This window comes from Marinobacter sp. tcs-11, from assembly GCF_002049515.1.
Classification (GTDB): domain Bacteria; phylum Pseudomonadota; class Gammaproteobacteria; order Pseudomonadales; family Oleiphilaceae; genus Marinobacter; species Marinobacter nauticus.
Genome location: NZ_LLYU01000002.1, coordinates 196,201 through 222,858 on the forward strand (window position 1 = coordinate 196,201; position 26,658 = coordinate 222,858).

Sequence of the window (26,658 nt, forward strand, 5' to 3'; positions counted from 1 at the left end):
CTGTCAGCCGTTGATGGTGCCGTTGACCACATTGGAGAACGCAATCAGACTGTCCTGCATGGTGCTGTTGCCCAGGCCGTGGCCGGTAAAGCGAGCGCCAAAATCACCCTGTTCGCCATGCAGTGCCATGTAGTTCAAAAGCACCGTTTGAACCAACTGGTTGACGTTGTTGGCGGCCGGGCTGGAACCTGTGTCAACGGATGCATCTGGACGCATGGAGCCGATTTGCCTTCTAATCGGGGTAGGGCGGCCCTTTGGATCGTAGATGAGGAAGAACGAGGCAGCCGTTTGTTGGTTGTCACCAGTCCATTCACCTTTGCCTCTGCCTTCCAGGGAGTCATCAATTCGACCATTACTGGAAACCGAGCCGTCGCTGAATACATACAGCATCAGCGGCGTTCCAATTCGTGCAGCGTATTCGAGACATGCCCCCATGCAGCGGCCTGCCTGTTCGTCCCGCCGCTCTCCCGTGCCTCGCTCACCAGTGTGGTAGTCGTATCCACCCATGGTGATAGTACCTGCACCAGCGTAGCCGTTAAGCACCAGTTTCATCACAGAGGCTGTTTTCTGGAATTCCCGATTCCCGTTGAATTCCGAGCTTGAGAAAATACCGGCCGGGCCAACGATGTCGGGATCGGCCATTGGATCAAGAGGGTTTGCCTCTTTGCCATAACGGTCTGCGAGGTCTGCACTCTTGAGATACCCGCACTTCACCAGCTTTTTGACCACCTCATCTGTGGTGATCCCAGCGTTCACTTTTTTCATTTTGGCGTCGCTGATCTGGTAGATAGACTCCATGACGGCCACAGCATCGGAGGGATCAAGAATTCCGATCAAATCGCCTACGTCTACCAGGCCCGAGGCATCAGATGGGCGGTCTACCTTGGTGGGCCTCACTTCGGGGTCTATCAGGTTCATCGGCGCCATGGAGTTGCCCCCGGATTCCGAGCTCTGGGAGCCTATTAACGTAAGTAACTCTCCGTTGGCGCCGGCTTTGTAGATTCCATACATCGGGTTGTGTGGATTGTTGCCAGTATCGTTTTCTGAGCGAGCGGCGATGATAGCGCCATCCACGCCTGCGCGTGTGCTGGCACTGGTGCTTTGCATAATACCTCTCAGAAAACCACTATCGGAATGAAACGCCAGGCCAAGCTCCTCGTTTACGAAGGCTGGGTCAGAAGGCAGCATGTCACCCGGAAGCCCGAGTTTGTTGTATCCCGCAGTGGTTAGAAAGTCCATCTGACCACCCGCTTTGCCCATGAGTACGTTGGAGCCCGCGATGTTGGCGCCGCCGGCCAGATCAAAGCAGATGAAGGGTATCTTTCCGGCACCGGACACGGCGATACCGCAGCTTTCTTTCAGATTCTCGAGATCGGATGACAGCGCTGCGGCTGCCTGACGTGGATTGGCGAACAGGCTGAAGACCGAGGCGCCAAACAGGGTGGCCGAACCTGCCATCAGTCCTTGGGAAATAAACTCGCGTCTGGTCCGCGGCTTGCCATGATCCTGGTGGAGGAGGGGGCTGCCGTTTGCCAAAGGTTTTTTCCGGGATTTGCGTATAAACATGATCGGCTTCCTTTACTGAACCAATGTGGTGGCGCTGCCAAGAACAGCGGCACAACTTGCCTTGACAATCGTCTTGGTGCGGTCATCTTCACAAGCATTACCACCACAGGCTTTCAACTTATTGATGAGTGCATACAGCTCTGTCTGGATCTCATTGTCGGTCGGTTGGGAAGCCAGATTATCTCCCACGAAATGGGTCATCAGGGAGCTTGTAATCAAACTGTTGCCGCCATGATCAAAAGCGCTTTCGGCCGGAGCAGAAAAGTTAAAGCCAGGGAACATAGTTGATCGGAGCTCGTTGTTCTCTATCAACGCATCGCAATACTGGATAGCCAATTGCGTAACAGCCATCTGGTGCGACGACAGGAAACCCTGAATATTCTCCACCGTGGGCAGTTGTTGCTTCACGGTATTGTAGGTGGCACTTACATCCGGATGCGTGGTGGCAACGCCGGTCATTCGGGCCATGGAGGCATTGATTTCATCAAAGGTTTTCAGACCGATTTCCGGTGACGCCGGAAGGTCTGCCGGCTCGGGCTGCGGCAGGGGCGAGGGCTCGGTCCGGGCAAACTGGTTGCTGCCAATCTGATCAAAGGTCAGGAAGAACTCGTCAATTCCGGGGCCGCCTTCAAGCGCAATAATGGTGCCCATAGGGGACAGTGGCTGGCCGATGCCTGGCTGGTAGAGGTCTGCATCGAGCAGGACATCGAGGTTGGCCCAGGCTTGCCCGACAGTGGCTTCTTTACCGTTGATGCCCAAACGCATTCCCCTGAGCGGGATATTCGAGGGCTCGACGCTGTCATCCAGGCTGATGAAAAACGGACTGGTGAATCGGTAGGCGTAGCTGTCGAACTGGCTGACTTCAAAGACGATAAAGCTCTGTGGCAGGTCAATCAGGTGGGAGACCCCGAACAGCAGATAGAACTTCTGGCCCACACCCACTTCAAAGTTGGCCTGAATCTGCTGGGGTGTCAATGCACGGTTGTGAATGGCCACCATACGGATGGCCCCCTGCCACGGGGAATTACCGTCGGTTTCATTACCCAGCACCAGGGCAAAGCTGTCGTCCCACTCGGTCAGCAGTCCGCCCTCGTCGGGATCAAGGTCGCCCGAAAACTCGCCATTGACAAAGATCTGTCGACCGGTCGTCGGGCTGTAATTAACCACCACATGCTGCAAGGTTGCTTGCAACAGCATATCGGCATCCTGAGTCGCAAAGGCGCTGTTCTCGTCGCTGGTGGTGGAGCGATGCAGTACTTCGTAACGCTGGAGCGACTGGCTCAGGGTTACATTGCGTGTGGTCGCGGAGCCGGAATAGGTGACGATGCGGGCGTCTTCCTGGGTGATATTCCCGGGAGCTACCCAGGCTTCGATGCTGTATTCACCGGAGGTGGTCAGTTGGGTATGGAGTTTTCGGCTTGCCGAGGTGCTGCCCTGGGCCTTGCCGGCAGGCACCATAAATCCTTCGCTGTTTTCTCCTGCGGGGCCAAGGTCGATGCCCCAGCCGCCAACCCAGTCAACGTTGCCGCTGAGCGTGAGATTGAGCGGTGGCTCAATACCGCTGGTGTCAAATGCAGTTTGCCCTTCACCCGCTTTGAATTCGTACAGGGCAATGACATTGTCTTCATAGCGACCGCCGGAGTTGGCCAGCAGGCCGTCGGCACTGAGCTCAACCGCCTTGCTGACCACCAGAGCAGGGTCGACAGGCGTTGCGCTCAGATCCTTGACCATTTCCAGAATCTTCATTTCCATCAGGTTGGCCGAGGCTACGCAGTCGTTATCCCAGCAATTATGGAAGTCAAAGCGCAGCCGCTGTACCAGGCGAGAGTCCGCGGGCACCGTGGCATCAATGCGGCTTCGGGCCTGGTCGTAGGCGGTGTTTACATCGGCACTGGCAATATAGGGTGTCTGACCACCATCGCTATGGCACTCGCTGCAGTACTGTTCGAGCACCGGATACACTGTGGTGGCGAACAGGCCGGGCTCGGCCGGCAGAGAAATGGTGGCCCCCGGATCTTTCAGGGCCGGTGCACGTAACTCGACGGTTTTGGCCGAACCTCCACCGCCTGCCCAGTTTGTGATGTAGGTTGTCAGGATGTCGGCGCAGGCAGAGTTGCTGGATAACCAGCAGTTATGGCCATCTGCCACTTTGGTTACCATCAGGGAGTCAGACGGATCCGAGAGATTTACAATCTTCTTTGCCTGGGAATAGGCGCTGTTGACGTCCTGCTCATTAACAAAGGTGGGCGACTGACCATCGGCCCCGTGGCAGGACCCGCATTTATCCTGGGTAACCAGATTGTCCCAAACGCTGCGTTTGAAATTGGACACATCCTCGGTTGCCGGAGCCGGACCACTGTAGACAATGCCGCCTGAGTTGCCGGAGGTGTTGGGAAGAGATTCTGTAGACTCTCCGCCACAGGCCGCCAGCAGCAGGGTGGCTCCCACAACAACGAGTACCGATTTCAGGGCTTGCGCCGGTGTGTGTGTTCGCAGTGTCATCATCTGTTACTCCCCCATGCAGTAAACAGCGGATTCAGCGAACACCTGCTTCAGGTTGTAGCCCTGGTTCGCGAAGCTGACAACCATACTGTTGACCTTGGCCCGGTCGTCACTGTCCGAGGGTGGGCGCAGGCATACATTCTCGAAGACTTTCTTCACCTGACACTGGGCGAAGGCCTGGGAGTGGGCGAATTCCCGACCCAGGCTTTTGGCGCCGTTGCCGGAGCCGGGCAAGGTCGGATCCCAACCAAGGCGTCGATTGGCACCCTGGCGCCAGTAATTGTCCCAGCGGTCGTCAGGTGTGACATAACCCTGCTCAAACGTCGCCGAATTGATGTGATATTTGCTCTGAACCCGGGTGCCGGTTACCGGATCTGTCGTGCCGACGGCGTTGTAGACCAACCGCCCCAATTCACCGTCGGGGTCGTTGTTCTGGTCATACCGGTAGTCGTAATAGGCAAAGGCCTGTGTCATCGGATCCATGCCGGTGTGGCAGCCTACGCAGTTATTGAGAAAAACCCGGCTGTCTCCGCCGGGGCTGCGAGAGACATCCTGCCGAATACGGTCGGTGGGCAGGGTAACGTCAGCGACCTGCTCCAGGTCGTTGCACATGTGGTTGATCAGGGTAAACCGGAACATGGCGCGGTTGGTGCCCGCGCTGAAGAATGCTCGGGCAGAGGCACGGGAGGTGATCACGCCGGCCGTGGCCGAAGATGGCAGTCCGTTGTAGCTGGACTGGCTGACCCGAATCAGGTTATCGCGCAGGCTGATGCCCCGGGATTCCAGTTCTGAGTAATGGTTGTTGTTGCTCACAGAGTAGGGCGGTAAACCGAGAGACGGATCGCCAATGTAGAGCACGTCTTCAAAAAGGATCTTCCGAAAATCCTGGTCGTCCCGAACCATGCCGACAACGGTGGCAATGTAATCGTTGAGAGGCACGAACTTGGACATGGCCTCGTTGGTCCAGGGCGCAGCAAAGTTCTTAAGCGTGACATCGTAAAAGGCCGGATCTTCCATGGCGATGAACGCAGCGCCTTCGGGATTGGAAGGTATCAGGTCGGCCATCGACTGCAGGACGCTCTCGGACGGCGGAACGCCCGCAATACGGTCGTGTATCTGTTTGGCCTGTTCCCTGGCGCCTGCCTCAGCCAGGCTGGACACCATTCCTGAAAGAACGATGATACTGCAAGCCATGGTAATCAGGCTTGTCATCCTGTTCCGGGCGGTCATGTCCGTATCCCTCAATGATGGTTAGCATCCGCACATTAATGCTTTTTGACAATTGTTAAAAGTTTACGACTTGCTATATCTTAAAAATTGAGTCCCAGGCCACGTTATTACATTGCGTTACGTAAAAGCTTTGGAGTGACAGGTTCGAACCGACTTAATTTATGTCATGGAATGTCATCCACCACAGGGTTTGTTACATTGGAAGTCACGTCATCGGTTCTCTCTGCTCGCTATCACCGTGGTCGGTTGCTGGCCTGTATCGGTGCGCTGTCGCTGACAGGATGCCTGTCTGGCGGTGACAGCCAGAAGGCTGATCCGGTTGTGGTCGAGGAGCCGGTTGCCTACATAGAACGGCAACTTGTATTCAATGAAAACACCGGATCGCTGGTTGAGGATGACCTTGCGAACCCCGCAGAATTCAGGCCAGGCGCCCGCCTTTTGCTGAAGTCCAGCGCCGCAGCACGATCTTCGGCAAAGGATATATCCTCTGCTGCCTTATCTGGTGGTACCCCTGGACAGGGGGTCTACGACGTCAAAGATCTTCACGTGTCCCAGGATGGAAACCGGTTACTCTTTGCCCTGCGTGCCCCAGAGATAGAGGGTGCCGACGATGACGAACAGCCCACCTGGAATATCTGGGAATACGATCGAACCGCGGCATCGCTTCGCCGTATTATTGATTCGGATGTGACCGCCCGCGCGGGTCAGGACGTGTCGCCGGCTTATCTGCCTGACGGCCGGATTGTTTTCTCATCCACACGCCAGCGCGTATCCAAGGCGATTCTGCTGGATGAGGGCAAGCCTCAGTATTCCGGCCTGGACGAGGAACTGGACAGTCCGGCGTTTCTGCTTCATGTCATGGATGAGGATGGCCGCAATATCGAGCAGATCACCTTTAACCAGAGCCATGACCTGGACCCCGTGGTTATGGGCGATGGCACCATCATTTTCAGTCGTTGGGATAATGCCGGTCAGACTCGAAACAATGGTGTGAACCTTTATCGCATCAATCCTGACGGTACCGGGTTGAGCTACCTTTACGGCCGGCATTCCCATGAGTCCATTCCGGAAGCCGGCGACATCCAGTTCCTGCGGCCTCAGGCACTGGATTCAGGCAACCTGCTGGTCCAGTTGCGCCCCTTTGAAAGCGACGACTATGCGTCGGTGCTGGCAGAAATTGATGTTGAACGCTTTGTTGAGGCCAATCTTCGCGTCGATGGCACTGAGGCTGTGGGACAACGCTCATTGATTCCGGGCATTCGCCTGAATGGAGAGTTGTCTCTTGACGGGCGCTACGGGTTTGCGTCGCCGCTACTGGATGGCACCGGCCGTTACCTTGTCAGTTGGACTCCTTGCCGATTGCGGGAAGTTGCGACCGATCGCATTGTAAATTGTACGGAAGACCGACTGGCTTCTGACCAATATCGTCCGGCCCCCCCGGTGTATGGGCTCTGGCTTTTGGATGCGGCTGAAAGCACCCGCCGTCCGATTGTGACTGCGGTAGAAGGCGTCCAGTTTGACGAGGCCTTGCTGATGCGAAGTCGCCCTCTGGAACGTTTTATTCCAGAGGCCCAGTTCCCCGGCGATGCTGGCGCATTGGCGGATGACGGCTACGGAATTCTGCACATTCGCAGTGTTTACGATCTGGACGGCACGGACACCACGCCAGCCGGCATCCCCGCCATGGCCAATCCGGTGCAAACGCCCCCGGAGCAGCGGCCAGCAAGATTCCTGCGGCTAGAGAAGCCCGTGGCGATACCCGATGACGACGTATGGGATTTTGACAACAGCGCTTATGGGCGAAGCCGTGGCCAGCTAATGCGTGAGATCCTCGGTTATGTGCCGGTTGAGCCGGATGGCTCGGTGAAAGTGGCGGTCCCTGCCAATGTTTCCTTTGCGATCAGCGTGCTGGACGGGCAGGGGCGACGACTCGGGCCAAGGCATGAGAACTGGCTGTCCGTGCGCCCTGGCGAGACTCGGGAGTGTTCAGGTTGCCATGATCCGGATAGCTCCGCTCCTCATGGCCGCACCGATGCCGGCCCCGCGCCCGCCTGGGCCGGGGCGCCAACCACTGGCCGGCCATTTCCGAACACCGATCCTGCACTGTTTGCCGACATGGGCGAAACCATGGCCGAGGTCTATGGCCGAATCAACGGCATTCGCCGACCGTTACCGGATCTTGTGTACGAAGATGAATGGACCGACCCGAATGTGGCGCCATTGGGCGCGAGTTTCGCGTACGCTTACGGTGACCTGGACACGGCTCCGCCCATTTCCGGTGTCTGTGCTGGGGAGTGGTCGCCTAACTGCCGTATTGTGATTAACTACGAACAGCATATCCATCCACTCTGGGGTAAGCTCCGGCAGGAAGTGGACCCTGTCACCATGGACGTCATTTCTGATTCCACCTGCACCGGCTGCCACACTACCGCCGATGCAGCAGGCGCTGCTCAGGTGCCCGCCGGGCAGCTGGATCTGGGCGATGGCCCGTCACCTGCAGAGCCGCTGCACTTCAATTCTTATCGCGAACTCCTCTATCCGGACAACGAGCAGGCGTTGATGAACGGCGCCCTCGTGGATGTGCTGGTGGATTCCGGGGAGGTGCTGAGGGATGAAGAGGGCAATCCGATCCTTGATGCTGATGGGAACGAGCAACCGATCATGGTAACCGTGCCGGTTCGGCCATCCATGTCTGTCAATGGCGCTCGGTTCAGTCGATTCTTTGATGTGTTCGCAGCCGGTGGCAGCCATGAAGGTTTTCTGAAGCCTTCCGAACTGAGGCTGATTTCAGAATGGCTGGATATTGGTGGCCAGTATTACAACAACCCCTTCGATGCCCCGGAAGACTGATCCAAGGACTCAAGCTCGCGCCATGCCCATCGCCATTCTCATGATTTTACTCTTGCTCCCTGCCCAGAGTTGGGCCGGTGGGTTATGGGGCTCGGAGGGCCAGGATGTGGCCCGGGTGCAGGTAACCGAAGCCTATCTGTCCTGGAGGACGGGCCCGGCATCCGGATACCCGGTGTTCCATACAAGTGAGAAAGGCGAGTGGCTGACCATCCTTCAGCGCAAGACCAGCTGGATCAAGGTGATGGACTCTCGAGGCAGGGAAGGCTGGGTGTCGGTGGCGGACCTGGCTCAAACCGTGGATGTCACGGGAGAGACCGTGAGCCTACAGGTTCCTGACCTGGATTCGTTCGGGAAGCGACGGGCAGAAGCCGGTTTGATGATGGGCGAGTTTGACGGTGCTGCCGTGATGGCTGGCTATGGAGGTCTTTGGCTGACCCGGAATCTGTCTGCAGAGCTGTGGGGGGCTCAGATTCTTGGCAGCGCCTCCGAGATTCGGATGGTTAATGGCAATCTGGTGCATCAGCCATTTCCGGACTGGCGGATATCGCCTTTTTTCACCCTGGGGATTGGCCACATCTGGGTTGAGCCGAAAGCGTCTCTCGCCCAGCCGGAGGAACGTGATAACAGCATCGGCCATGCTGGCCTTGGAATCAGGGCCTACATCACCGATCGATATTTCATCCGTGCCGAGGTGAAGGACTACAAAGTCTTCACGACCCGGTCCACCAACGAAGAAGCGACAGAATGGAAAATCGGACTAAGCATCTTTTTCTGAAACCGCTGTGCCTTGCGGCAGGCCTTTGCACCGCTGCGGCAGGACAGGCGCAGGAAGACCGCCCGCTGATCGAGCCCGATGTGACGCCGGTGCCGGTTACCGAAGCCCTGATCGATACCGAAAACTTCGAGATCGGGGCATTTGTGGGTGTGCTGAACATTGAGGATTTTGAATCGTCCCTGTTGTACGGCGGCAAGCTGACATACCACCTGAGCGAATCGTTCTTTTTCGAAGCAGGTGTGGGCTTTGCGGAAGGCGGCGAGACCAGTTTCGAGAAGCTGGCCGGAGATGTGGAGGTGCTGACCGACAGTGAACGGGACTATAGCTACTACAACATCAACCTGGGGTACAACGTGCTGCCGGGTGAGGCGTTCCTCACAGAGAATTACGCCTTCAACACCAACTTCTATCTGATTGCCGGGGCAGGGGCCACGGAGTTTGCCGGCGATACCCGTTTCACCCTGAATGCGGGTGCCGGCTATCAGGTTCTATTGACCGACAGCGTGTCGGTGCATTTTGGGGTACGGCAACACTTTTACGACATTGATGTGCTTGGGGAAGAGAAGACCTCCGTCAATACCGAGGTCAGTACCGGGTTGTCTGTGTTTTTCTGAAATTAAGGAGGAATGGCTGTGAGAGCATCCATAGCAAGACTGGCATTGACGGGTGTACTGGCCTGCGCGAGCCCCTTGGCCGCGGCTGAGGCCATTAACATACCGGCGCCAGACTTTACCCTGGAAAGCCGCTCCGGGGAGAACCTGCGGCTGGAGGATCATCGGGGCGAGGTCGTTATGCTCAACTTCTGGGCTTCCTGGTGTGGGCCCTGCCGTCAGGAAATGCCCCTGATGGACGAGCTATACAGCCAGTACAAGGATCTCGGTTTCACCATTCTGGCAGTGAACGTGGATGAGAATCGGGACGAAGCCCTCCGTTTCCTCGACAAGGTGCCGGTCAACTATCCGATTCTTTACGATCCGGAGAGCTCGGTTAGTGAACTGTATGAGGTTCAGGCCATGCCAACGACGGTGATGATTGACCGGAACGGCAATGCCCGATATCTGCACTACGGCTACCAGCCAGGTTACGAGGATGAATACGAGCAACAGATTCGCGAACTGGTGCGCGAGTAACTTCTGGACGGTGCCCGCTATGCGAATTTTGTCGATCCTGTCGTCCCTGTCTCTGGTTGCACTGCTGCTGATGGCGACCGGCTGCAGCTCGGTAAAACCCTGGGTGAAACCCTACGAGCGTGACAATCTGGCGGATCCGGTCATGAGTCTGAGCAGGCATGGCTCGGCTGACGCCTACATGCATCACGTCTATCAGGCCAGAGAATCCGCTCGCGGCGCTGAAGGCGGTTCAGGGGGTGGCTGTGGCTGTAACTGACAGATTTCGGGTTGCTGCTCTCAGTCTGACGGCCCTGATGGTGTTACTCACGGTTCAGTCCGCCACAGCGGCGACCTTACCCGTGGACAAAGTAGACGTGCTCTATCATCGTTACGATGGTGGCGGCATGGTGATTGATGGCCCGTCGGTGCTGGTCCGCAAAGGGATTGGCCCCCAGGTCTCCTTTTCCGGTCAGTATTACGTGGATTCTGTGTCTGCTGCCTCGGTGGATGTACTGGCGACAGCCAGTGCCTACGAGGAGGAGCGTACAGAATACACCGTGGGTGTGGATTACCTGCACGACAAGGCCATTCTGAGTCTGGGTTATACCAACAGTACGGAAAATGATTACGAGGCCAATACCCTCTATTTTTCGGTGAGCCAGGAATTCTTCGGAGGCATGTCCACGGTGACCATGGGCTATGCCAGTGGCTGGGACGAAGTGGGTCGGGTTGGTAATGATTCCTTCAGCGAGGAAGCCGATCGTCGTAACTACCAGCTGGGCCTTAGCCAGGTCGTTACCCGTAACAGTCTGGTAGGCCTGGACCTCGAAGTGGTCACAGACGAGGGTTACCTGCAAAACCCGTATCGTGTGAACCGCTACATTAATCCCGATAATCCAGCGGAGTTCCTGACTCAACCGGAACAGTATCCGGAAACCCGAACCAGTACCTCCGTGGCCGTGAGAGCGCTTTACTATCTGCCGTATCGCGCCTCAATACGCGGTGAATACCGCTATTTTTCAGATACCTGGGGCATTAACGCCCATACCATGGAACTGGGTTACGTGCACGGGTTGACCCAGCACTGGACCCTTGAAGGTTCCGTCCGCTATTACACCCAGAACGAGGCGGATTTTTACAGCGATCTTTTCCCGTTCAAGAACTCCCAGACCCATCTTGCCCGGGACAAGGAGCTCAGCTCGCTTTCAGGGACAACCCTGGCAGTAGGCGCGGTGTACGAATGGAAACAGACGTCGCTTCCGGGCATTGATCGTCTGCAGTTCAGTCTGTTGGTGGACTGGCTGAATTTTGATTATGACAACTTCCGCGATGTCACCGCGGCCGGAAACTATCTCCCCGGCGAAGAACCCCTTTATTCCTTCGATGCCTATGTCACCCGGGCGTCATTGATTCTTGAATACTGAGCATGCAGGAAGAACGACCATGGCCACTTGCTTGAACTCCCGATTTCCGGCGCTGTTAGCGGCATTGACCCTCGCCCTGACAGCCCCTGCCTTCGCCCAGTCCAATCCCGGGGAGGAGAAGGACGAGACCGCGGTCGCCGAGCAGGTTGAGGCCCTCAAGAAGAAGGTTATCCGGCTTAACCGGGATCTGTTTATCCTTGAGGAGGACCTGCTGTTTCCGGCCAACACCCAGGTTGCGGTGTTTCTCAGCGTGGATGCTGGCAAGTTTCTGAAGCTGGATGCGGTCAAGCTGAAGGTTGACGACGAGATCGTTGCCTCTCACCTCTATACCGAGCGTCAGGCGAAAGCACTTGAACGCGGCGGTATGCAGAGGCTTTACGTGGGCAACCTGAAGACCGGAGCCCATCAGGTGACGGCGTTCGTTGAGGGCATCGGGCCGGATCAGCGGCCTTACAAACAGGCAGCGTCGCTGGAATTCGAGAAGGGCACCGGCACAGCTGCACTGGAGGTCCGTGTTGAGGATCGCTCTTCCGATTATCAGCCCTCAGTTTCCATCGTGGAGTGGGAGTAAGCCGCGCCGTGGGATTGACAGTGATCAAGCCATTTCGAACGCGTTCGGTATTGTTTACCGGCGCTTTGTTATGGCTGACGATGGTTGCTCCGGCCCAGGCCGATGAGCCCGGACCTGAGCGGGCGAAGGACCTTCGGTACGGTTGGGCTCTGTATGAGTATCATCAGGGCAATGTCTTTGAGGCTCTGACCCAGCTGGCGGTTGCCCGTGAGCAAGGCGGTATCGAAGGACATGGTGATCACCCGGCTTTGGTAGAGGGTGGGCTGATGTTGTCCTGGGGCATGACCCGTGAGGCCAGCAAATTGTTCACGGAACTGCTCGGTAGTGACGGCGCGGGTAGCACACTTTCGCCGGAGGTTCGCAATCAGGCCTGGTTCTATCTGGGTAAGGTGTTTTTCCTGGAAGGTAATCGTGAGCTGGCCGGCGAGAATCTTGAGCGCGTGGATGGTGAGATACTCGCTGAGGCCAACCATGACCTCTTTCGGGAGTGGGTTTATCTGCGAGCACGAGTGGCCATGATGTCTTCGAGGATCGAAGACGTATCGAAGCTGACGTCGCTAAAGGAACAACTGGAAGACACGGACATCTGGTCCCTTTACCTGCAATACAATTCTGCCGTCGCCGCTCTGGACGCGGGAGACGTCGCGACAGCCGAGGCTGAACTGCAGACACTGATCGCCATCATTCAACAGTCTGCCGATTCCGCCGAACCAGAGGCCGAACGCGAAGGCCTGTTGGACAGGGCCCGACTGTCACTTGCCCGGCTTTACCTCAGGGATGGCCGGTTCGACGCGGCGCTTGAGATCCTTGGCGACATGCCGCTGAATGGCGTATTCGCTGACCAGGCCCTTTTCGACTATGCCATAGCGGCGGCCGGGCAGGGCAGGCCGGATCGGGCACTTGATGCGCTCGATACGCTGTCGAGCAGGGATCTGTTTTTGCCATGGCGCCAGCAGGTTCCGTTCGCCCGGGCCTATGTTCTTGAGCAGATGAACAAACCACAGCGAGCATTGCCGGCCTTCAGGCAAGCGGCCGACCTTTACCAGGCCCGTATTGAGGAGCTGGACATTATCCGGAATCGGCTCACTGAAGAGAGTCTGATGGCGCAGCTTGACTTCACTCGTGACAGCGACGGGATTCTCACGGATTCCTACGGCCGTTTGCGGGTCCAGCCTGCCGATTTCGGCATAGCCGAAGTGCTGGCTTCGGAGACTTTCCAGCAGGCGCTTGCAGAATTGAACGAGCTCTACCAAATGCAATCCTTTATCGCCGAGCGGCAGTCCCGGTTTGAATCCTTCCGGATCATGCTGGAAACCCGCGAACAACAGCGTCAGGTGCGGATTGCGGAAACTCGTCGGGCGCTCGAAAGCCAGCAGGCGAACCAGTGGCAGACATTGCATGAGGAATTCAGGGAAACGATCGCCACTGCGTTGGCTGAAGAAGACGCTCAATTCTTCATGACCGCAGAACAGAAAGCACTGAGAGACAAGCTCAACGAGGTTGAAGAAACGCTGGCGGGCTTGCCTGACGACGCCACCACGGCCAGGCAGCGTGAGACTTACCGGAGGATGCGTGCCTACTTCGACTGGTGGATTGCGGATGACTATGGCGTGAATCGCTGGGCGGCGCAAAAGCAGTTGCGGGAGCTGGATCGTGAAATGCAGCACTTCCAGGCCCAGCGGCAGAGGGTTGAAACCCTGATGTCCGACGATGGCCGCCATGCCGAACTGGCTCGCCGCATTTCTGCCAGCGAGCGCGAACTCGCCACCCTTGGCCAAGAGGTGGCGGTTGCATTGAGCAACGCCCGGCGAATCCTCCTGAGCCAGGTAGACAGCATGCTTGTCGCCCAGCAGGAGGAGCTCAATGGGTATCTGGTGGCTTCCCGCCATGCCCAGGCCAGGTTGGCGGACCAACTGTTCCGTAGATCGCAAAACCCGGGAGCCGGTGATGAGTAACGGGACTCCTGGAAAGATGGTGAAAGGCCTTGTCGTAGCAGGTGCGCTGCTCATGGCCAGTGGCTGTCAGATGTTACAGTCGATGATGCCCGCCGGCGACGAGGAAATGCCCAGGGTCCGTGAGGGTACCCTGGCCGCGCTTCCGGCGACTGAAACCCGTCAGGTTCAGGGTATCGAGGCTGGCAGCGGCCCCGCGGATGATGTCTCCATCGAAACAGTGATGGAAAGCTACAAGGCGCTTTTGCCGCTGGTGGACGATCCCCGCAAGCAGGTTACCATCCGCCACCGGCTGGCCGATCTGGAATTCCAACGGGCGGAGCGGAAAATGGCCGATACCGCTGTCGATGAGCTCGCCGGTGCTATCGAGGCCTACCAGCGTCTTCTGTCCGAATACCCGGAGCGCGAGGGCAATGACAAGATCTATTATCAGCTTGCCAGGGCCTGGGAGCTTCGGGGCGCGACGCCCCAGCAACTCGATACTCTGGATACTCTGGTCCGGCGGTACCCCGATTCGGACTACTGGATAGAAGCTCAGTTTCGCCGCGGCGATCTGCTGTTTATCGATGGCCGATACCGGGAAGCCGAGCAGGCCTTCGGCGAGGTTACTCTGGCCAGCCAGGAGCGTATGGCCGATGCCTCATTTCTGGTGAACGCGCATTACATGAAGGGCTGGAGTCTGTTCAAGCAGGCGCAATACCAGGAAGCCCTGTTCAGCTATGTAGAAGTGCTTGATTTGGTGATGCCTGAGGGGCAGCCGGTGGAAGATGTGGATCAGCGGAGCCAGACCCTGATCGAGGATCTGTTCCGGGTCGTAGGGCTGTCCCTGTCTTACCTTGATGGCGCGGAAACCCTGCAGGCGTTGTTTCGCCAGACGGGCGGGCGTCCATACGAAATTCTGGTTTATGACCGCTACAGTGGGCTTTTGGTCGAGAGGGAACAATACGGTGACGCCATCGACGTCTTTGAAGCCTTCATAGAAGACCACCCGGCGAGTCCCTGGGCGCCTCGCTACCACATGCGGATTATCGATACCCTGGAACTGGCCGGTTTCACCCGTACTGTGCCTGAACGAAAGGCCGACTTTGTGAGCCGTTACGGAATTTACAGCGCCTATTGGCAGTCAGCGGGCCCCGATGCGATGGGTTTCATTGAGCAACAGCTGGAGCAGCTTCTGCCTGAGCTGGCAGACCGTCAGTATCTGTTGGCGGGGGAAGTCATGGATGAACAGCAGGCCAACGATCACTACCGCAAAGCCGCTAGTTATTACGCCGAGTTTGCCGCTACCTTCCCGGATCATCCCCGCACACCGGAGCGTCTGTTCCTTCTGGGTGAAACCTATCTGGAGCTGGAAGACTGGGCGGAAGCCATCGCCGCTTTCGAGCGTGTGGCCTATGACTACCCGCAGGACACCGTATCCGGGCGGGCAGCCGAAGCCGGCTACGCGTCGGTTCTGGCATTCCGTGAGTATTCAATAACCTGGAACAGTCTACCCATATCAGAACAGGCGGCTTATCAGGAACTGCAGCAGTTGAATCGGCTGCGGTTTGCAAATGCATTTCCCGAAGACCCCAGGGCCCCGGCGGTGTATTACATTGCGCTGCAGCAGGAGTTTGACCGGAACAACTGGGAAGAGACCGTCAATATGGCGGCCCGGCTTGTGACCTGGCAGCCCACGCCTTCCGCTGAGTTAACGACAGAAGCCTTGCTGTTGTCTGGCCACAGCCTCTCTGAACTGGCCCGATACTCCGAGGCGGAGCAGGCTTACCGTGATGCCCTGGCGACCATGGCAGAGGATGATGAGCGAAGAAGCGGGGTGCGTGAAAACCTGGCCGCTGCGGTCTATCGGCAGGCCGAGCAGTTGGCCGATGCCGGTAATGTGGAAGCTGCCGTCGGCGAGTTCCTGCGAGTCGGTGCTGTGGTTCCGGAATCCGCACTAAGGGCAAACGCTGAATACGATGCCGCCTCACTTCTGATAACCGCCAATCTCTGGGAACCGGCCATTGGTGTGCTGACCAGTTTCCGAAGGGCTTTCCCGGACCACGAATTGATTGATACGGTCCCGGCAAAACTGGCGTTGGCCTATCGTGAAACGGCGCAGTGGGAGCGAGCAGCCGACGAATTGCAACAAATGGTGGCTCTGGCGACAACGCCGGAAGAGCGAAGAGAAAACCTGTTGATTGCAGCAGAGCTGTACGATCAGGCCGGAAACCGTGACAAGGCCATCGATACCTGGCGGAATTACGCCAACAGCCATCCCGAGCCGGCCGATGTCTACATGGAAGCGGCCAATCGGCTGGCTGAGCTCTATCAGCAAGCTGATGACACCGTAAAAAGAGATTACTGGTTGCGCAAGCAAATGGAAACGGTGGACCGGAATCCGGACGCGGCGGACGACCGCATGCGCTACCTTGCCGCGTCAGCCTCGGCCATTCTCGCCCGCGAAGCGCTTGCCCGGTATGACAGCATTCGCCTCACGTTGCCACTGAATGAGAGCATGGCTGCAAAGACCGATGCGCTTGAACGGGCAGTTAATGCCTACAAGAAAACCGCCAGTTACGGCCTTTCGACGTTCGCAACCGAGGCCGGATACCAGATTGCCCATATCTATGGACGCCTCGGTGCCGATCTGATGGATTCGGAGCGGCCCACCGGGTTGAGTGAGCTTGAGCTGGCCCAGTACGAGCTTTTGTTGGAAGAGCAGGCCTATCCATTCGAAGACAACGCCATCGATATCCACGAGCAGAACATCCGGCGGGCCCGGGAGGGCATTTTCGATGAGTGGGTCAAGCGCAGCTACGAGGCCCTGGGAGTCCTGCTGCCAGGACGCTACCGGAAGGAAGAAGTGACGTCGGGGGTTGTCTATGAACTTGATTAAGTCCGGTGGTCTCTGTCTTTGGTTGTCAGTCGCGTTGTCCGGATGTGTCACGGCCCCGACGCCGCCAGAATCTGATCCTCGGGCCGAGCCGGCTGTCCTCGAGGCGTCATTCCGGGAAGCGGTCCGGGCCATGGAGCAGGACAACCTTGCCGAAGCCCGGACTCGTCTGGAGCAACTGACTACTGACTACCCGGACAAGGCCGGTCCCATGGCCAACCTTGGCATTATCGCTTTCCGGAAAGGGGATTCCGATAGCGCGAGACAATGGTTTGAGCGCGCGCTGGCAGTCAATCCTGAGCATGTCCAGGCGTTGAATCATCTGGGCGTGATTGCCCGGAATGCTGGAGAATTCGATGAGGCGGAACGGTATTACCGAGCTGCGTTGGCGGCGGATTCGGACTACGCGCCTGCGATTCTCAATCTGGCCTTCCTGCTGGATATCTATCTGGGTAACCCTGCCGATGCGATCGAACTCTACGAGCGTTATCAATCGGCTGCCAGCGAACCGCACCCGAGACTGGAAGACTGGATATTTGATGCGAAAAACAGGATCTGATTTGGATAAGTCGATATGAAACGTCTTGCGCCGATCATTCTGGTCGCTTCCGCTCTGATAGCTGCGGCGCCCGTGCTTTACGCCCAGGACACCCCGGGTGTGGTAACCATCGAAGGTACCCGCATTCGTGGCGACCAGGAAGTGCCCACAGTCATGTATCTGGTGCCCTGGCAACCACCGGAAGTTGAACAACTTCGGGCGCCAGACGAGCGGCTCATGGTTAATCAGGGGGTTGCGCCGCTGGAACGATATGAATTCCAGAGGCTGGTGCAATACCACAACGAATTCCTGAAACAGACACAACCGGCAGATGAATCGCCAGAGTGAGACATTCCTCACATCTGCTCTGTGTTCTTGCGCAAAAATAAACAAACCCTCACACAGACTTGCGCGAACTTACCCTGCCCGGGCGAGCTCGCGAATAGACTGATCTGAAAACGGACCATGGAGTGCCCAGAAAATGATCGATACCGCCGTTCGCTTCTTCCAGGAAGGTGGCTTTTTTATGTTTCCGATTGCCGTTGTGCTGATCATCGGACTCATTGTTGCCATTGAACGTTACGTCTACCTTTCCGCCCAGAAACTGACCAACCGTCGGGATTTCAACCGCCTGCATCAGATGATTGCAAAGCGCGATCTGAGGGGCGCCCTGAATTACACTCAGGAATCCGGTAGTGCCATGTCCACCATGATCGGTTTCGGCCTTCAGCGCCTGGCCCGCCGCCAGGGTCGCGAAGAGATCGAATACGCCATGGAAGAGGGTTTGCTGGATGTTATGCCTCGGCTGGAAAAGCGCACACAGTACCTGGCAACACTGGCCAACATCGCCACGCTGCTGGGCCTGCTTGGTACCATTATCGGTCTGATTGCTGCCTTTACCGCAGTAGCCGCAGCGGATCCGGCCCAGAAAGCGAGCCTGTTGTCCCAGAGTATCTCGGTCGCCATGAACACGACAGCGTTTGGCCTGATGTCAGCCATTCCGATGCTGCTGATCCATTCACTGCTGCAAACCAAGACCAACGAGATTGTTGATAGCTTCGAGATGGCCGGCATCAAGGTTCTGAACCTCCTCAGCGATGGCTCCGGCAACAAGTCCGGTGCACAACCACAGGGTCAGACTGCCGCTGCGACGGCACAGTTAGCGACACCGGCCGGTAGCCCGGCCTGATAACCAGTCAGAAGGATGTCAGGCCATGAGACGGAAGCATCGTCGCCTACAAAGTGAGGCAGATCTCGACATCACGCCCTTCATGAATCTCATGATTGTGCTGGTGCCGGTACTGCTGCTGAATATGGTGTTTGCCCACACCAGCGTTCTGGAACTCAACTTTCCGACCGGCGAGAGCCTGTCGGCAGAGCAGGCTGAAGAACTGCAGATCCAGGTTGTGATCTATGAAGATCGGCTGGTTGTTGCAGATAACCAGGGCGGCGTCATCAAGGACATACCCCGGCGTGAGGGCGAGTATGATTTTGCTCTGCTCAAGGATGTCATGAAAGAGATCAAGAGTCGGGTGCCGGACAAAAAGGATGTGATCATCATGCCGTCCCGGCAGACCTCTTATCAGTCTCTGGTTTCCGTGATGGATACGGTGCGCTCCTATGAAGCCGTAGTGGCTGGCAGTGTTGTCGAGGCAGAACTGTTCCCCGAAATCTCCCTCGGAGATGCACCTGCCCAGACCTCGGGCACCGCGGAGGTAAGTTCATGAAAGAATCCGCGAAAGCCCGTCGTCTGAAACGGCATTACCGGCGCAACAAAAGCCAGGGAAAAATGAACCTGGTGTCGCTGATGGATATTTTTACCATCCTCGTGTTCTTCCTGATGGTGAACTCTTCGTCTGACGTACAGGTACTCAACCAGAACAACACCATCAAATTGCCCGATTCGACTGCCCAACAACCCCCGGGTGATGTACTGGCACTAACCGTGACCGACCGGGATATCCTGGTGAACGGCCGGCTGGTGGTGAAACGCGACGCGTTCCAGACCTTCGAGGGGCAGGTTGAGCCATCGCTGAAGCAGGAGCTCGACTACCAGGCCAGTCGTTCGTCGGGGCCAGCACCGGAGGCAGGTCGCCCCATTACCATTCTTGCGGACCGGGAACTTCCTTACGAGCTGCTCAAGAAAATCATGTCCACCTGTGTGGACGCCGGTTATGCCAGCATTTCCCTGGCGGTTAATCAGCGCACGGAACAGGGGGCCTGAAGCTAATGGATTATCGCTACGGATTGCCCTGGAATCAGGAGAGGGGAGAGCGCAAGAGACTGTTTGCAGCCGCGGTTGTCGTGGTGCCCCTGTTTCTGGTTTTCGCGGGCTATGTGAGTTGGGTTGAGTTGCCGGAACAGGATCGGCAGGAACAGGAAGCCTTGCCGCCCCAGTTGGCGAAGCTGATTGTTGAGAAAAAGGAGCCACCCAAGCCGGTATTGCCAGAGCCTGAGCCGCCAAAGCCTGAGGAAAAGCCGGTGGAGCAGGCGAAGCCTGAGCCAAAACCCGAACCCGCTCCAGCGCCGGTTGTTCCAGAACCGGAAGTGGCTGAAAAACCGGAACCAGAGCCCAAACCGGAAGAAGTGGCCAAGGCTCGGGAAAAGGCGAAAAACACCGGGATTCTTGCCATGGGCAACGAGCTGTCGAAGATCAGTTCGCTGGCAGAATCGGTCAAACTGGATAGTCCGGTTACCAATACGGCCGAGCCGATCGCCAGGAAGACCGGTGATACCCTGGCTTCCCGTGCTACCGAAAACACCCGCAGTAGTGGTGTGAATGAAACCGCTTTGAGCCGGGAAACCCGTGAGCTTGCCCTGGCAGAACGGGAGCGCGCGGAGGTGGCCGAGGCGGAACGTGTGGCTGCGGTAAAAGAGACGGTGCGCAGGGAGCAGCAGGAAACTGCCTCGAAATCGCGTAGCCGGGAGGAGTTGCGCCGTACCATGGATGCCAACAAGTCCGCCATTTACAGCATCTACAATCGCGAGCTGCGACGAAAACCCTCGCTGCAGGGCAGTATCACGCCCGAACTGGTTATCGAGCCGAATGGTGCGGTGTCCAGTTGCTCGGTTGTGGAGTCAACACTCAACGAACCGGCACTTGAGAACAAGATCTGCAACCGGTTGCGGTTGGTAGACTTTGGAGCACGACCAGGAGTCGACAAGACCACCATTCGTTATCCGATCGAGCTGTTGTCGAGCTGACGGTTGGCTCCGGTTCAGGGGTGGTGAAGGATCGCTCCTGATCAGGCGCTTTCGACAGTGTGGGGCGCAAACAGCTTGTAGCGGTTTCGCCCCTCCCGCTTGGCACGATACATGGCGATGTCGGCGCCGTTGATCAGTTCCTGAACGGTGGTACCGTCTTCCGGATACAGGCTGATGCCAATGCTTGAACCCACGTTTATCTGGTTGCCGTTGATCTGATAGGGCCGTTTGTTTGCTTCAATCAGCCTGTCGGCCACGGCAAACACGTCGGATAGCCGTTCCATCTCCGGTAGCAGCACAATAAACTCGTCGCCTCCAAGTCGGGCGAGTGTGTCGTCTTCCCGCAGGCAGTCTTTTACCCTGGTAGTGAACTGAAGCAACAGGTCATCCCCCACCGCATGGCCCAGGGTGTCGTTCACTTCCTTGAAACGGTCCAGATCCATAAACATCACTGCAAGCAGCATTTCCTTGCGATGGGCATGGCGAATGGCGTGCTCCAGCCGGTCTTCCAGCAATCGTCGGTTCGGCACACCGGTGAGGGCATCGTAGTAGGCTAGCTGTCGGATCTGTTCCTCGTTCCTGCGATTTTGCGTGATATCCGTGAACAGGCCCGCGTAATGTGTGGTATTGCCGTCATCGTCGGTGATTGCCGTAATGGTCAGTAGTTCCAGATAAAGCTCACCGGTTTTTCGGCGATTCCAGATTTCTCCGCGCCAGTAGCCGTGGGTTTCCAGGGAATTCCACATGCGCCGGTAGAACTCGCTGTCGTGGCGCCCGGATGAGAGCAGATCGGGTGACCGACCGATGACCTCTTCGGCGGTATAACCGGTCAGTTGGGTGAATGCCGGGTTGACGAATTCAATGCGGACGTCTTTGTCGGTCACCATTATGCCTTCAAAAGACGATTCAATGACCCGCTCCGCCAGTTGCAGGGTTCGCCTCGATTTGGCCAGGGCCTGATCCCTTTGTTCGAGGGCTTCGCGAAGATCGTCCAGATACATTTGCTCAGCGCCGGTCAGCATGTCGTGATAACCGATCAGGCCGGTAACCTCTCCAAGCTGATTGACCACGGCAAGATGGCGGATGCGATGATCTATCAGCAGATCGCGGGCGTGAATCAGCGGGTCTTCTTCGTTTACGGTGAGCAGAGGCCGGGTCGCCAATTCATTGACCAGGGTGTTGCTGGTGTGGCGTGCAATAAACCGGACCATATCCCGCTCGGTCAGAATCCCCAAACCTTCTTCGTCGCAATCGACCACCACCGCATCGGCATGATGGCGATGCATGTAACTGGCCACTTCCGCCAGAGACTGGTCGCCCCGAACCACCAGTGGCGGGCGCGGTACGGCCGCCCGCACTTCCCGCAGTCGCAAGTAGGGTTCCAGGCCCTGGTTGAGGGCCAGGTCGGTCTGGGAAAGGATCCCGACCGGTTTGCCGCTACTGTTAGTCACCAGAAAATGGCGTTTTCCGGTATCGCGTAAACGAACCGCGGCTTCACCGGCATCGAGTGTCTCGGGTAAGGACAGCACAGGTGAGCTCATCACTGTACTTACCGGCTGTTGGAATGTTTCGGGATCTGTAAAGTCGATCGCCAGGGCGTCATGTTCTGTCCAGATACCAACAACCGTTCCGCCATCGGTAATCAAAATGGAACTGACCGAGGTTTCGGACATCCGGGCAGCCGCATCGGCAATGGTTGTGTCCAACTCACACTGAAGCAGGACGCCTGTGTGCATAATGCGTGATATCGGAAGCGGCTGCCCCATGGGCACTCCTGTTATTCTTGGTCGGTCTGTTGCGAAGAATTCGGTAAAAGTGAACCCTCGCTCATTTATATTGAAGTCTATCAACCCCCGGCTTCCGATGCTTTAACTTTTACGTAGCTTCCAGGCGCGTCCTCAATCGCCTCAAGCGGGCCTTCCCCGGGCTGACGGGGCTGAACTTGCCCTCCCTCGAATGTCGCCAGCCATTCACGCCAGTGTGGCCACCAGGAGCCAGGGTGATGTTCTGCGCTATCAAACCAGTCATCCGGCGAGCCTGGCAATTGGTTATTGGTCCAGTACCCGTATTTTTCCTTGTAAGGGGGATTGATGACCCCGGCAATATGGCCGGAACCGGACAGAACGAATTGCACATTGCCGCCGTAAACCCCGGCCCCCCGATAAGTCGTTTTCCATTTAGCGATATGGTCCTGGCGGGCGGAAAGGAAGAAGGAAGGTACGCTGACGGCGGAAAGATCAATGCCTTCACCAGCAATCGTCAGGGCATCCGGCTGCACCAGTCGGTTATGCAGGTACATTTCCCGAAGGTAGTAGCTGTGCATTCTGGCGGGGAGGTTGGTGCCGTCGGTATTCCAGTACAGCAGGTCGAAGGCTTTGGGTTTCAGGCCTTTGAGGTAGTTGTTGGTCCAGTAGGACCAGAACAGATCGTTTTCCCGCAGCAGATTGAAGGTAAAGGCCATGGCCCGGCCATCCAGGTAGCCTTTGCGCTCCATGGTTCGTTCGATACCGCGGATTGAGTGATCGTTAATGAAGACGCCGATGCCGCCGGGGTCTGAAAAATCCAGCAGGGTGGTCAGATAGGTGGTGCTGACGATCGGGTTACGTTGTTTTTTTGCCAGCCAGGCCATTGTGGTTCCGAGCAGGGTACCACCAATGCAGTAGCCAATGGCGTTCATCTGGGGCTCGCCAGTCGCTTCAGTTACGGCATCAATGGCAGCCAGCACGCCCAACGTCATGTAGTCGTCCCAGCCCCGGTTTTTCTGGGCTGGCCCGGGATTCCGCCAGGAAACCATAAACACCGTCTGGCCCTGGTCTACCAGCCAGCGAATGAAGGAATTGCGTTCGGTGAGGTCGAGAATATAGAACTTGTTGATCCAGGGGGGGACGATCAGAAGCGGGCGCCGGGCCACGGTTTCAGTTGTTGGCGAGTACTGGATCAATTGCATCAGTTCATTCTGGTACACCACTTTGCCGGGCGTTGTTGCCAGGTTGCCGCCCACCTCGAAGGCCGAACGGTCGGTCATGGCGACGTTGAACAGATTCGGGTTCTGCCGGATATCGTCTACCAGGTTGCGGGCCCCATCCACCAGATTCATGCCCTTTCGTTCCCAGGTTATCCGCAGGACTTCCGGGTTGGTCAGCGGGTAGTTGGAAGGTGAAAGCGCGCTCGTCAACTGACGGGCGTAGAACAGCATCTGGTCGCGACCTGGGCCGGGGAGCCCCTCCATACCTTCAACCCAACTCAGGAAAGCACGGGAGTTGATCAGATAGGCCTGTTGGAGCACATCAAAGGACAGATGCCGGTGCCAGTCCTCCGCCAGGAAGCGCCGGTCGTCCGGGTCCGGTTCGGCGACTGGTTCTGTAGGTTGGCCGGTGAGTCTGGTCAGTGTGTAGCGAGCCAGCCCCAGGTGTTTGCGGGCAAGATCGATTTCTGCACTGGCGAACCGGAGCGGGTGCAGCAGCAGATCCTCGGCCATGGTTCGATAGGCGTCCGAGATTTCGCTCAGCGTGGAGAGTTTGGTGTCCTCCATCATCCCGGTGTCGCCGAGCCATTTTTCCAGCTGTTGCTGGCCCTGGCGGACGTTGTCCTCGAAGGTTTTCACCAGATTAGTGACGGTTTTGCTCACGAAATCCAGACCGAACATGGGGCTCTCCTGCCGCTGAATAAAAAAACGGCCGGAATGGATACCATTCCGACCGGTTTTGCTCCTGCCTTTCAGGCTGCAGATTTGGAACCGCTGGCCTTGGCAGTTGGTGCCTTCTCTTTGGCAGGTTCGCTCGAATCCTGTTCAAAGGCTTTCTGCACCTGGTCACGGGTTTCGCTGAAGTAATCCTGCCAGGCTTTCCAGTCCTGGGTGAACTGGTCGCTGAGGGATTTGAGGGTTTCAGCCTGGTCGCTGGTCAGTTGCTTCAACCCATCCAGATCGCGAACTTCGGAGACTTTTCGAGCCTGCTCCATGGCGACATCGGCATAACGACGAAACGCATTCATCTGCATTTCGGCGGCCTTGCTGAACTGGGTAAAAAGGGTTTCGTTGAGGCGGTTAGCCTTGTTGATCATATCCTGGTTCATTCGTTACAACTCCTTTGTAGTGATTGTCGGAACAATCAGTTTAGCTCACGTTCGATGACACGATTTTGACAGGCGTCAAACCGGCTTCCACCCTATCTCCTAGTCTATAGTTAAGCAGATGGCACATAGACCCGGGAGGCATCCGATGGCAAACCGACAATCCGAACTGGAAACCCTGAAAGCAGACCTTGAAGCCAGGCTGGCCCGCTACCAGGCGCATCAGCGCAGGGAGACAGGGGCTCTGGAAAAGGATTTCGAAGAGCAGGCGAGCCAGACCCAGAACGATGAGGTAGTGGATTCCCTGGAAGCGGAAACGCGATCGGAACTCCAGCAGATTGATCACGCCCTGGAGCGGATAGACCAGGGCGTCGGCAACGAATGCGAGCAGTGTGGTAACGACATCGATCCCAGGCGGCTTCAGGTATTGCCGTACACCACGGTTTGTGTAGATTGCGCGTCAGACTGACAACCTGGATGCAAAAGAACAGGATGAACAATGGCTGAAGTGCAACGCAACGACGGAACCCGTTCCGGGCTGCCGAAGAGTCAGGTAACTGGTCTGATCCTGGGGGTGGCGTTCCTCCTGGCAACGCTAGTCCTGCCAGCGCCGGGTTCCATGGGGGCGGAGGCCTGGGCGGCGCTGGGGCTTATGCTGCTGATGGCCACCTGGTGGTCCACCGAAGCGATACCGATTCCGGCCACAGCCCTTTTACCGATCGTGCTGGTACCCGCGCTTGGGCTTGGCACTATCGGGCAGGCAACGGCGCCCTATGCCAATCCGATCATCTTCCTGTTTCTCGGTGGGTTTACCCTGGGCCTGGCGATGCAGCGATGGAATCTTCATCGGCGTATTGCCTTGCTGACGCTCAAAGCCATGGGCGATCAGCCCAAGCGACAGATTGCCGGCTTCATGCTGGCGACGGCTTTTTTGAGCATGTGGGTGAGTAATACCGCAACCGCTATCATGATGCTGCCCATTGGCTTGTCCGTGGTAGCGATGATGGACAACTCGAACCCGGAGGGTGTTCGGAAATATGCAACAGCGCTGTTGTTGGCCATCGCCTACTCAGCGAGCATTGGCGGTATTGCGACTCTGATCGGGACGCCGCCCAATGCGTTACTGGCGGCCTATCTGAGTGAGAATCAGGGTATCTCGGTGGGCTTTGCCCAGTGGATGGTGCTGGGTGTTCCGGTCACTCTGGTGATGCTGGTGCTGACCTGGTGGTGGCTGACCCGCCGGGATTTCGGCATTGGCCGGGCATCGGATAGTGGCCAGATGATTCGGGATGAGCTGGCCAAGCTCGGGGTGATGAGCCGGGGAGAGCGGTTGGTGGCCGTGGTATTTGTTATCACGGCAACGGCGTGGATTTTTCGCCCTCTGTTGTCTGCCAGTCTGATGCCCTGGTTGAGTGATACCGGCATCGCGATCGCGGCAGCGATCGCCATGTTCCTTATCCCGGTGGATACCCGTGAACGCACCTTTGTGTTGGATTGGGATTCCGCCAACAAGTTGCCCTGGGGAGTACTTTTGCTCTTCGGCGGCGGCCTGGCCATGGCGGGGGTGATCAGTAGCTCCGGCCTTGCGGAATGGATCGCCGGCAGCCTGGGCGTGGCTGGTGCATTGCCAACCATCGTCATGATGGTAATTGTGGCCGCCGTGATTATCTTCCTGACCGAAGTGACCAGTAATACCGCCACTGCTGCGGCGTTCCTGCCCTTGCTGGGAGCTCTGGCCATGGCGCAGGACGTGTCTCCGTTGCTCCTGACGGTTCCTGCCGCGATTGCGGCCAGTTGCGCTTTCATGATGCCGGTGGCTACGCCGCCCAATGCGATTGTTTTCTCCAGCGGTCACATGCAGATTTCAGGCATGATCAAAGCGGGCTTTGCGCTGAATCTGATGGGCATTGTGGTTGTCACTCTCATCACTTACGGGTTGCTGGGGCTGGTATTCACGCTCTGATGCTCCCCGTCACTTCATGGCTTTGCCT

Annotated in this window: 23 protein-coding genes; 17 read left to right on the plus strand and 6 right to left on the minus strand. The window is 57.3% G+C overall.

Going from position 1 to position 26,658, the window contains the following annotated elements:
* Window positions 1-3: 3 nt before the first annotated feature.
* The 3 genes from ARC85_RS03590 to ARC85_RS03600 are packed head-to-tail and all read right to left on the minus strand — an operon-like array spanning window position 4 to window position 5,280.
* Window positions 4-1,566, minus strand: a complete 1,563-nt coding sequence (locus ARC85_RS03590) for a hypothetical protein (RefSeq protein ID WP_023009957.1) — start codon at window positions 1,564-1,566, stop codon at window positions 4-6.
* 12 nt (window positions 1,567-1,578) lie between these two features.
* Window positions 1,579-4,071, minus strand: a complete 2,493-nt coding sequence (locus ARC85_RS03595; RefSeq protein WP_286714299.1) for a LamG domain-containing protein — start codon at window positions 4,069-4,071, stop codon at window positions 1,579-1,581.
* Between the two features lie 3 nt (window positions 4,072-4,074).
* Window positions 4,075-5,280, minus strand: coding sequence for a hypothetical protein (locus tag ARC85_RS03600; RefSeq protein ID WP_023009959.1), 1,206 nt, complete (start codon window positions 5,278-5,280; stop codon window positions 4,075-4,077).
* 189 nt (window positions 5,281-5,469) lie between these two features.
* On the opposite strand from ARC85_RS03600, the gene ARC85_RS03605 reads away from it, so the two are divergent.
* From ARC85_RS03605 to ARC85_RS03675, 15 genes are all read left to right on the plus strand, one after another.
* Complete coding sequence (locus tag ARC85_RS03605) at window positions 5,470-8,148, plus strand: HzsA-related protein (protein ID WP_286714300.1); 2,679 nt, start codon at window positions 5,470-5,472, stop codon at window positions 8,146-8,148.
* A gap of 22 nt (window positions 8,149-8,170) precedes the next feature.
* Entirely contained in the window at window positions 8,171-8,923 is a 753-nt protein-coding gene (locus ARC85_RS03610) for an SH3 domain-containing protein (RefSeq protein ID WP_014421171.1), read from the plus strand.
* A complete protein-coding gene (locus tag ARC85_RS03615; protein WP_014421172.1) occupies window positions 8,893-9,537 on the plus strand; it encodes an outer membrane beta-barrel domain-containing protein in 645 nt (214 codons plus the stop codon). The genes ARC85_RS03610 and ARC85_RS03615 overlap by 31 nt, the downstream gene beginning before the upstream one ends.
* Window positions 9,538-9,549: 12 nt before the next feature.
* Window positions 9,550-10,053, plus strand: coding sequence for a TlpA family protein disulfide reductase (locus ARC85_RS03620; protein ID WP_278803373.1), 504 nt, complete (start codon window positions 9,550-9,552; stop codon window positions 10,051-10,053).
* Between the two features lie 19 nt (window positions 10,054-10,072).
* Window positions 10,073-10,309: a DUF4266 domain-containing protein gene (locus tag ARC85_RS03625; RefSeq protein WP_222447947.1), complete on the plus strand. Its 237-nt coding sequence runs from the start codon at window positions 10,073-10,075 to the stop codon at window positions 10,307-10,309.
* Window positions 10,296-11,456, plus strand: a complete 1,161-nt coding sequence (locus ARC85_RS03630) for a DUF3570 domain-containing protein (protein WP_414674117.1) — start codon at window positions 10,296-10,298, stop codon at window positions 11,454-11,456. The genes ARC85_RS03625 and ARC85_RS03630 overlap by 14 nt, the downstream gene beginning before the upstream one ends.
* Window positions 11,457-11,475: 19 nt before the next feature.
* Window positions 11,476-12,027, plus strand: a complete 552-nt coding sequence (locus ARC85_RS03635; RefSeq protein ID WP_023009964.1) for a hypothetical protein — start codon at window positions 11,476-11,478, stop codon at window positions 12,025-12,027.
* Window positions 12,028-12,047: 20 nt separating this feature from the next.
* The gene (locus ARC85_RS03640; RefSeq protein WP_227548967.1) at window positions 12,048-13,982 is read left to right on the plus strand and encodes a tetratricopeptide repeat protein; all 1,935 of its coding nucleotides are present in this window, start codon (window positions 12,048-12,050) and stop codon (window positions 13,980-13,982) included.
* On the plus strand, window positions 13,975-16,857 hold the full coding sequence (locus ARC85_RS03645; protein WP_286714301.1) for a tetratricopeptide repeat protein: 2,883 nt from the start codon (window positions 13,975-13,977) through the stop codon (window positions 16,855-16,857). The genes ARC85_RS03640 and ARC85_RS03645 overlap by 8 nt, the downstream gene beginning before the upstream one ends.
* Window positions 16,844-17,413, plus strand: a complete 570-nt coding sequence (locus ARC85_RS03650) for a tetratricopeptide repeat protein (RefSeq protein ID WP_286714302.1) — start codon at window positions 16,844-16,846, stop codon at window positions 17,411-17,413. Before ARC85_RS03645 ends, ARC85_RS03650 begins: the two co-directional genes overlap by 14 nt.
* 15 nt (window positions 17,414-17,428) lie before the next feature.
* Entirely contained in the window at window positions 17,429-17,740 is a 312-nt protein-coding gene (locus tag ARC85_RS03655; RefSeq protein ID WP_286714303.1) for a hypothetical protein, read from the plus strand.
* Window positions 17,741-17,873: 133 nt separating this feature from the next.
* On the plus strand, window positions 17,874-18,581 hold the full coding sequence (locus tag ARC85_RS03660) for a MotA/TolQ/ExbB proton channel family protein (protein WP_286714304.1): 708 nt from the start codon (window positions 17,874-17,876) through the stop codon (window positions 18,579-18,581).
* A 25-nt stretch (window positions 18,582-18,606) separates the two neighbouring features.
* Window positions 18,607-19,119, plus strand: coding sequence for an ExbD/TolR family protein (locus ARC85_RS03665; RefSeq protein ID WP_014421182.1), 513 nt, complete (start codon window positions 18,607-18,609; stop codon window positions 19,117-19,119).
* Window positions 19,116-19,616 carry an ExbD/TolR family protein gene (locus tag ARC85_RS03670; RefSeq protein WP_153741423.1) on the plus strand — a complete coding sequence of 167 codons (501 nt, stop codon included), beginning with the start codon at window positions 19,116-19,118 and terminating at the stop codon, window positions 19,614-19,616. The genes ARC85_RS03665 and ARC85_RS03670 overlap by 4 nt, the downstream gene beginning before the upstream one ends.
* A 5-nt stretch (window positions 19,617-19,621) precedes the next feature.
* Window positions 19,622-20,596: an AgmX/PglI C-terminal domain-containing protein gene (locus ARC85_RS03675; RefSeq protein ID WP_183578908.1), complete on the plus strand. Its 975-nt coding sequence runs from the start codon at window positions 19,622-19,624 to the stop codon at window positions 20,594-20,596.
* A 41-nt stretch (window positions 20,597-20,637) separates the two neighbouring features.
* Here ARC85_RS03675 and ARC85_RS03680 read toward each other — a convergent pair whose 3' ends face one another.
* The 3 genes from ARC85_RS03680 to ARC85_RS03690 all read right to left on the minus strand — a co-directional run bounded on the left by ARC85_RS03680 (window position 20,638) and on the right by ARC85_RS03690 (window position 24,670).
* Window positions 20,638-22,362 carry a diguanylate cyclase domain-containing protein gene (locus ARC85_RS03680; protein ID WP_286714305.1) on the minus strand — a complete coding sequence of 575 codons (1,725 nt, stop codon included), beginning with the start codon at window positions 22,360-22,362 and terminating at the stop codon, window positions 20,638-20,640.
* A gap of 80 nt (window positions 22,363-22,442) precedes the next feature.
* Window positions 22,443-24,242 carry a PHA/PHB synthase family protein gene (locus ARC85_RS03685; protein WP_286714306.1) on the minus strand — a complete coding sequence of 600 codons (1,800 nt, stop codon included), beginning with the start codon at window positions 24,240-24,242 and terminating at the stop codon, window positions 22,443-22,445.
* A 71-nt stretch (window positions 24,243-24,313) separates the two neighbouring features.
* The gene (locus ARC85_RS03690; protein ID WP_183578898.1) at window positions 24,314-24,670 is read right to left on the minus strand and encodes a phasin family protein; all 357 of its coding nucleotides are present in this window, start codon (window positions 24,668-24,670) and stop codon (window positions 24,314-24,316) included.
* A gap of 145 nt (window positions 24,671-24,815) precedes the next feature.
* Between ARC85_RS03690 and ARC85_RS03695 the strand changes: the two genes are divergently transcribed.
* Entirely contained in the window at window positions 24,816-25,136 is a 321-nt protein-coding gene (locus tag ARC85_RS03695) for a TraR/DksA family transcriptional regulator (RefSeq protein WP_286714307.1), read from the plus strand.
* 30 nt (window positions 25,137-25,166) lie between these two features.
* Window positions 25,167-26,630, plus strand: coding sequence for an SLC13 family permease (locus ARC85_RS03700; protein ID WP_286714308.1), 1,464 nt, complete (start codon window positions 25,167-25,169; stop codon window positions 26,628-26,630).
* The last annotated feature ends 28 nt before the right edge of the window (window positions 26,631-26,658 follow it).

Excerpts from the sequence above, each read along its gene's own strand:
- ARC85_RS03610 (WP_014421171.1), top strand. The coding sequence starts at position 8,171 with ATGCCCATCGCCATTCTCATGATTTTACTCTTGCTCCCTGCCCAGAGT.
- ARC85_RS03600 (WP_023009959.1), bottom strand. The coding sequence starts at position 5,280 with ATGACAAGCCTGATTACCATGGCTTGCAGTATCATCGTTCTTTCAGGA.
- ARC85_RS03595 (WP_286714299.1), bottom strand. The coding sequence starts at position 4,071 with ATGATGACACTGCGAACACACACACCGGCGCAAGCCCTGAAATCGGTA.
- ARC85_RS03615 (WP_014421172.1), top strand. The coding sequence starts at position 8,893 with ATGGAAAATCGGACTAAGCATCTTTTTCTGAAACCGCTGTGCCTTGCG.
- ARC85_RS03680 (WP_286714305.1), bottom strand. The coding sequence starts at position 22,362 with ATGGGGCAGCCGCTTCCGATATCACGCATTATGCACACAGGCGTCCTG.
- ARC85_RS03590 (WP_023009957.1), bottom strand. The coding sequence starts at position 1,566 with ATGTTTATACGCAAATCCCGGAAAAAACCTTTGGCAAACGGCAGCCCC.
- ARC85_RS03650 (WP_286714302.1), top strand. The coding sequence starts at position 16,844 with ATGAACTTGATTAAGTCCGGTGGTCTCTGTCTTTGGTTGTCAGTCGCG.
- ARC85_RS03620 (WP_278803373.1), top strand. The coding sequence starts at position 9,550 with ATGGCTGTGAGAGCATCCATAGCAAGACTGGCATTGACGGGTGTACTG.
- ARC85_RS03695 (WP_286714307.1), top strand. The coding sequence starts at position 24,816 with ATGGCAAACCGACAATCCGAACTGGAAACCCTGAAAGCAGACCTTGAA.
- ARC85_RS03605 (WP_286714300.1), top strand. The coding sequence starts at position 5,470 with ATGTCATCCACCACAGGGTTTGTTACATTGGAAGTCACGTCATCGGTT.
- ARC85_RS03660 (WP_286714304.1), top strand. The coding sequence starts at position 17,874 with ATGATCGATACCGCCGTTCGCTTCTTCCAGGAAGGTGGCTTTTTTATG.
- ARC85_RS03690 (WP_183578898.1), bottom strand. The coding sequence starts at position 24,670 with ATGAACCAGGATATGATCAACAAGGCTAACCGCCTCAACGAAACCCTT.
- ARC85_RS03625 (WP_222447947.1), top strand. The coding sequence starts at position 10,073 with ATGCGAATTTTGTCGATCCTGTCGTCCCTGTCTCTGGTTGCACTGCTG.
- ARC85_RS03665 (WP_014421182.1), top strand. The coding sequence starts at position 18,607 with ATGAGACGGAAGCATCGTCGCCTACAAAGTGAGGCAGATCTCGACATC.
- ARC85_RS03700 (WP_286714308.1), top strand. The coding sequence starts at position 25,167 with ATGGCTGAAGTGCAACGCAACGACGGAACCCGTTCCGGGCTGCCGAAG.
- ARC85_RS03635 (WP_023009964.1), top strand. The coding sequence starts at position 11,476 with ATGGCCACTTGCTTGAACTCCCGATTTCCGGCGCTGTTAGCGGCATTG.
- ARC85_RS03645 (WP_286714301.1), top strand. The coding sequence starts at position 13,975 with ATGAGTAACGGGACTCCTGGAAAGATGGTGAAAGGCCTTGTCGTAGCA.
- ARC85_RS03655 (WP_286714303.1), top strand. The coding sequence starts at position 17,429 with ATGAAACGTCTTGCGCCGATCATTCTGGTCGCTTCCGCTCTGATAGCT.
- ARC85_RS03675 (WP_183578908.1), top strand. The coding sequence starts at position 19,622 with ATGGATTATCGCTACGGATTGCCCTGGAATCAGGAGAGGGGAGAGCGC.
- ARC85_RS03670 (WP_153741423.1), top strand. The coding sequence starts at position 19,116 with ATGAAAGAATCCGCGAAAGCCCGTCGTCTGAAACGGCATTACCGGCGC.
- ARC85_RS03685 (WP_286714306.1), bottom strand. The coding sequence starts at position 24,242 with ATGTTCGGTCTGGATTTCGTGAGCAAAACCGTCACTAATCTGGTGAAA.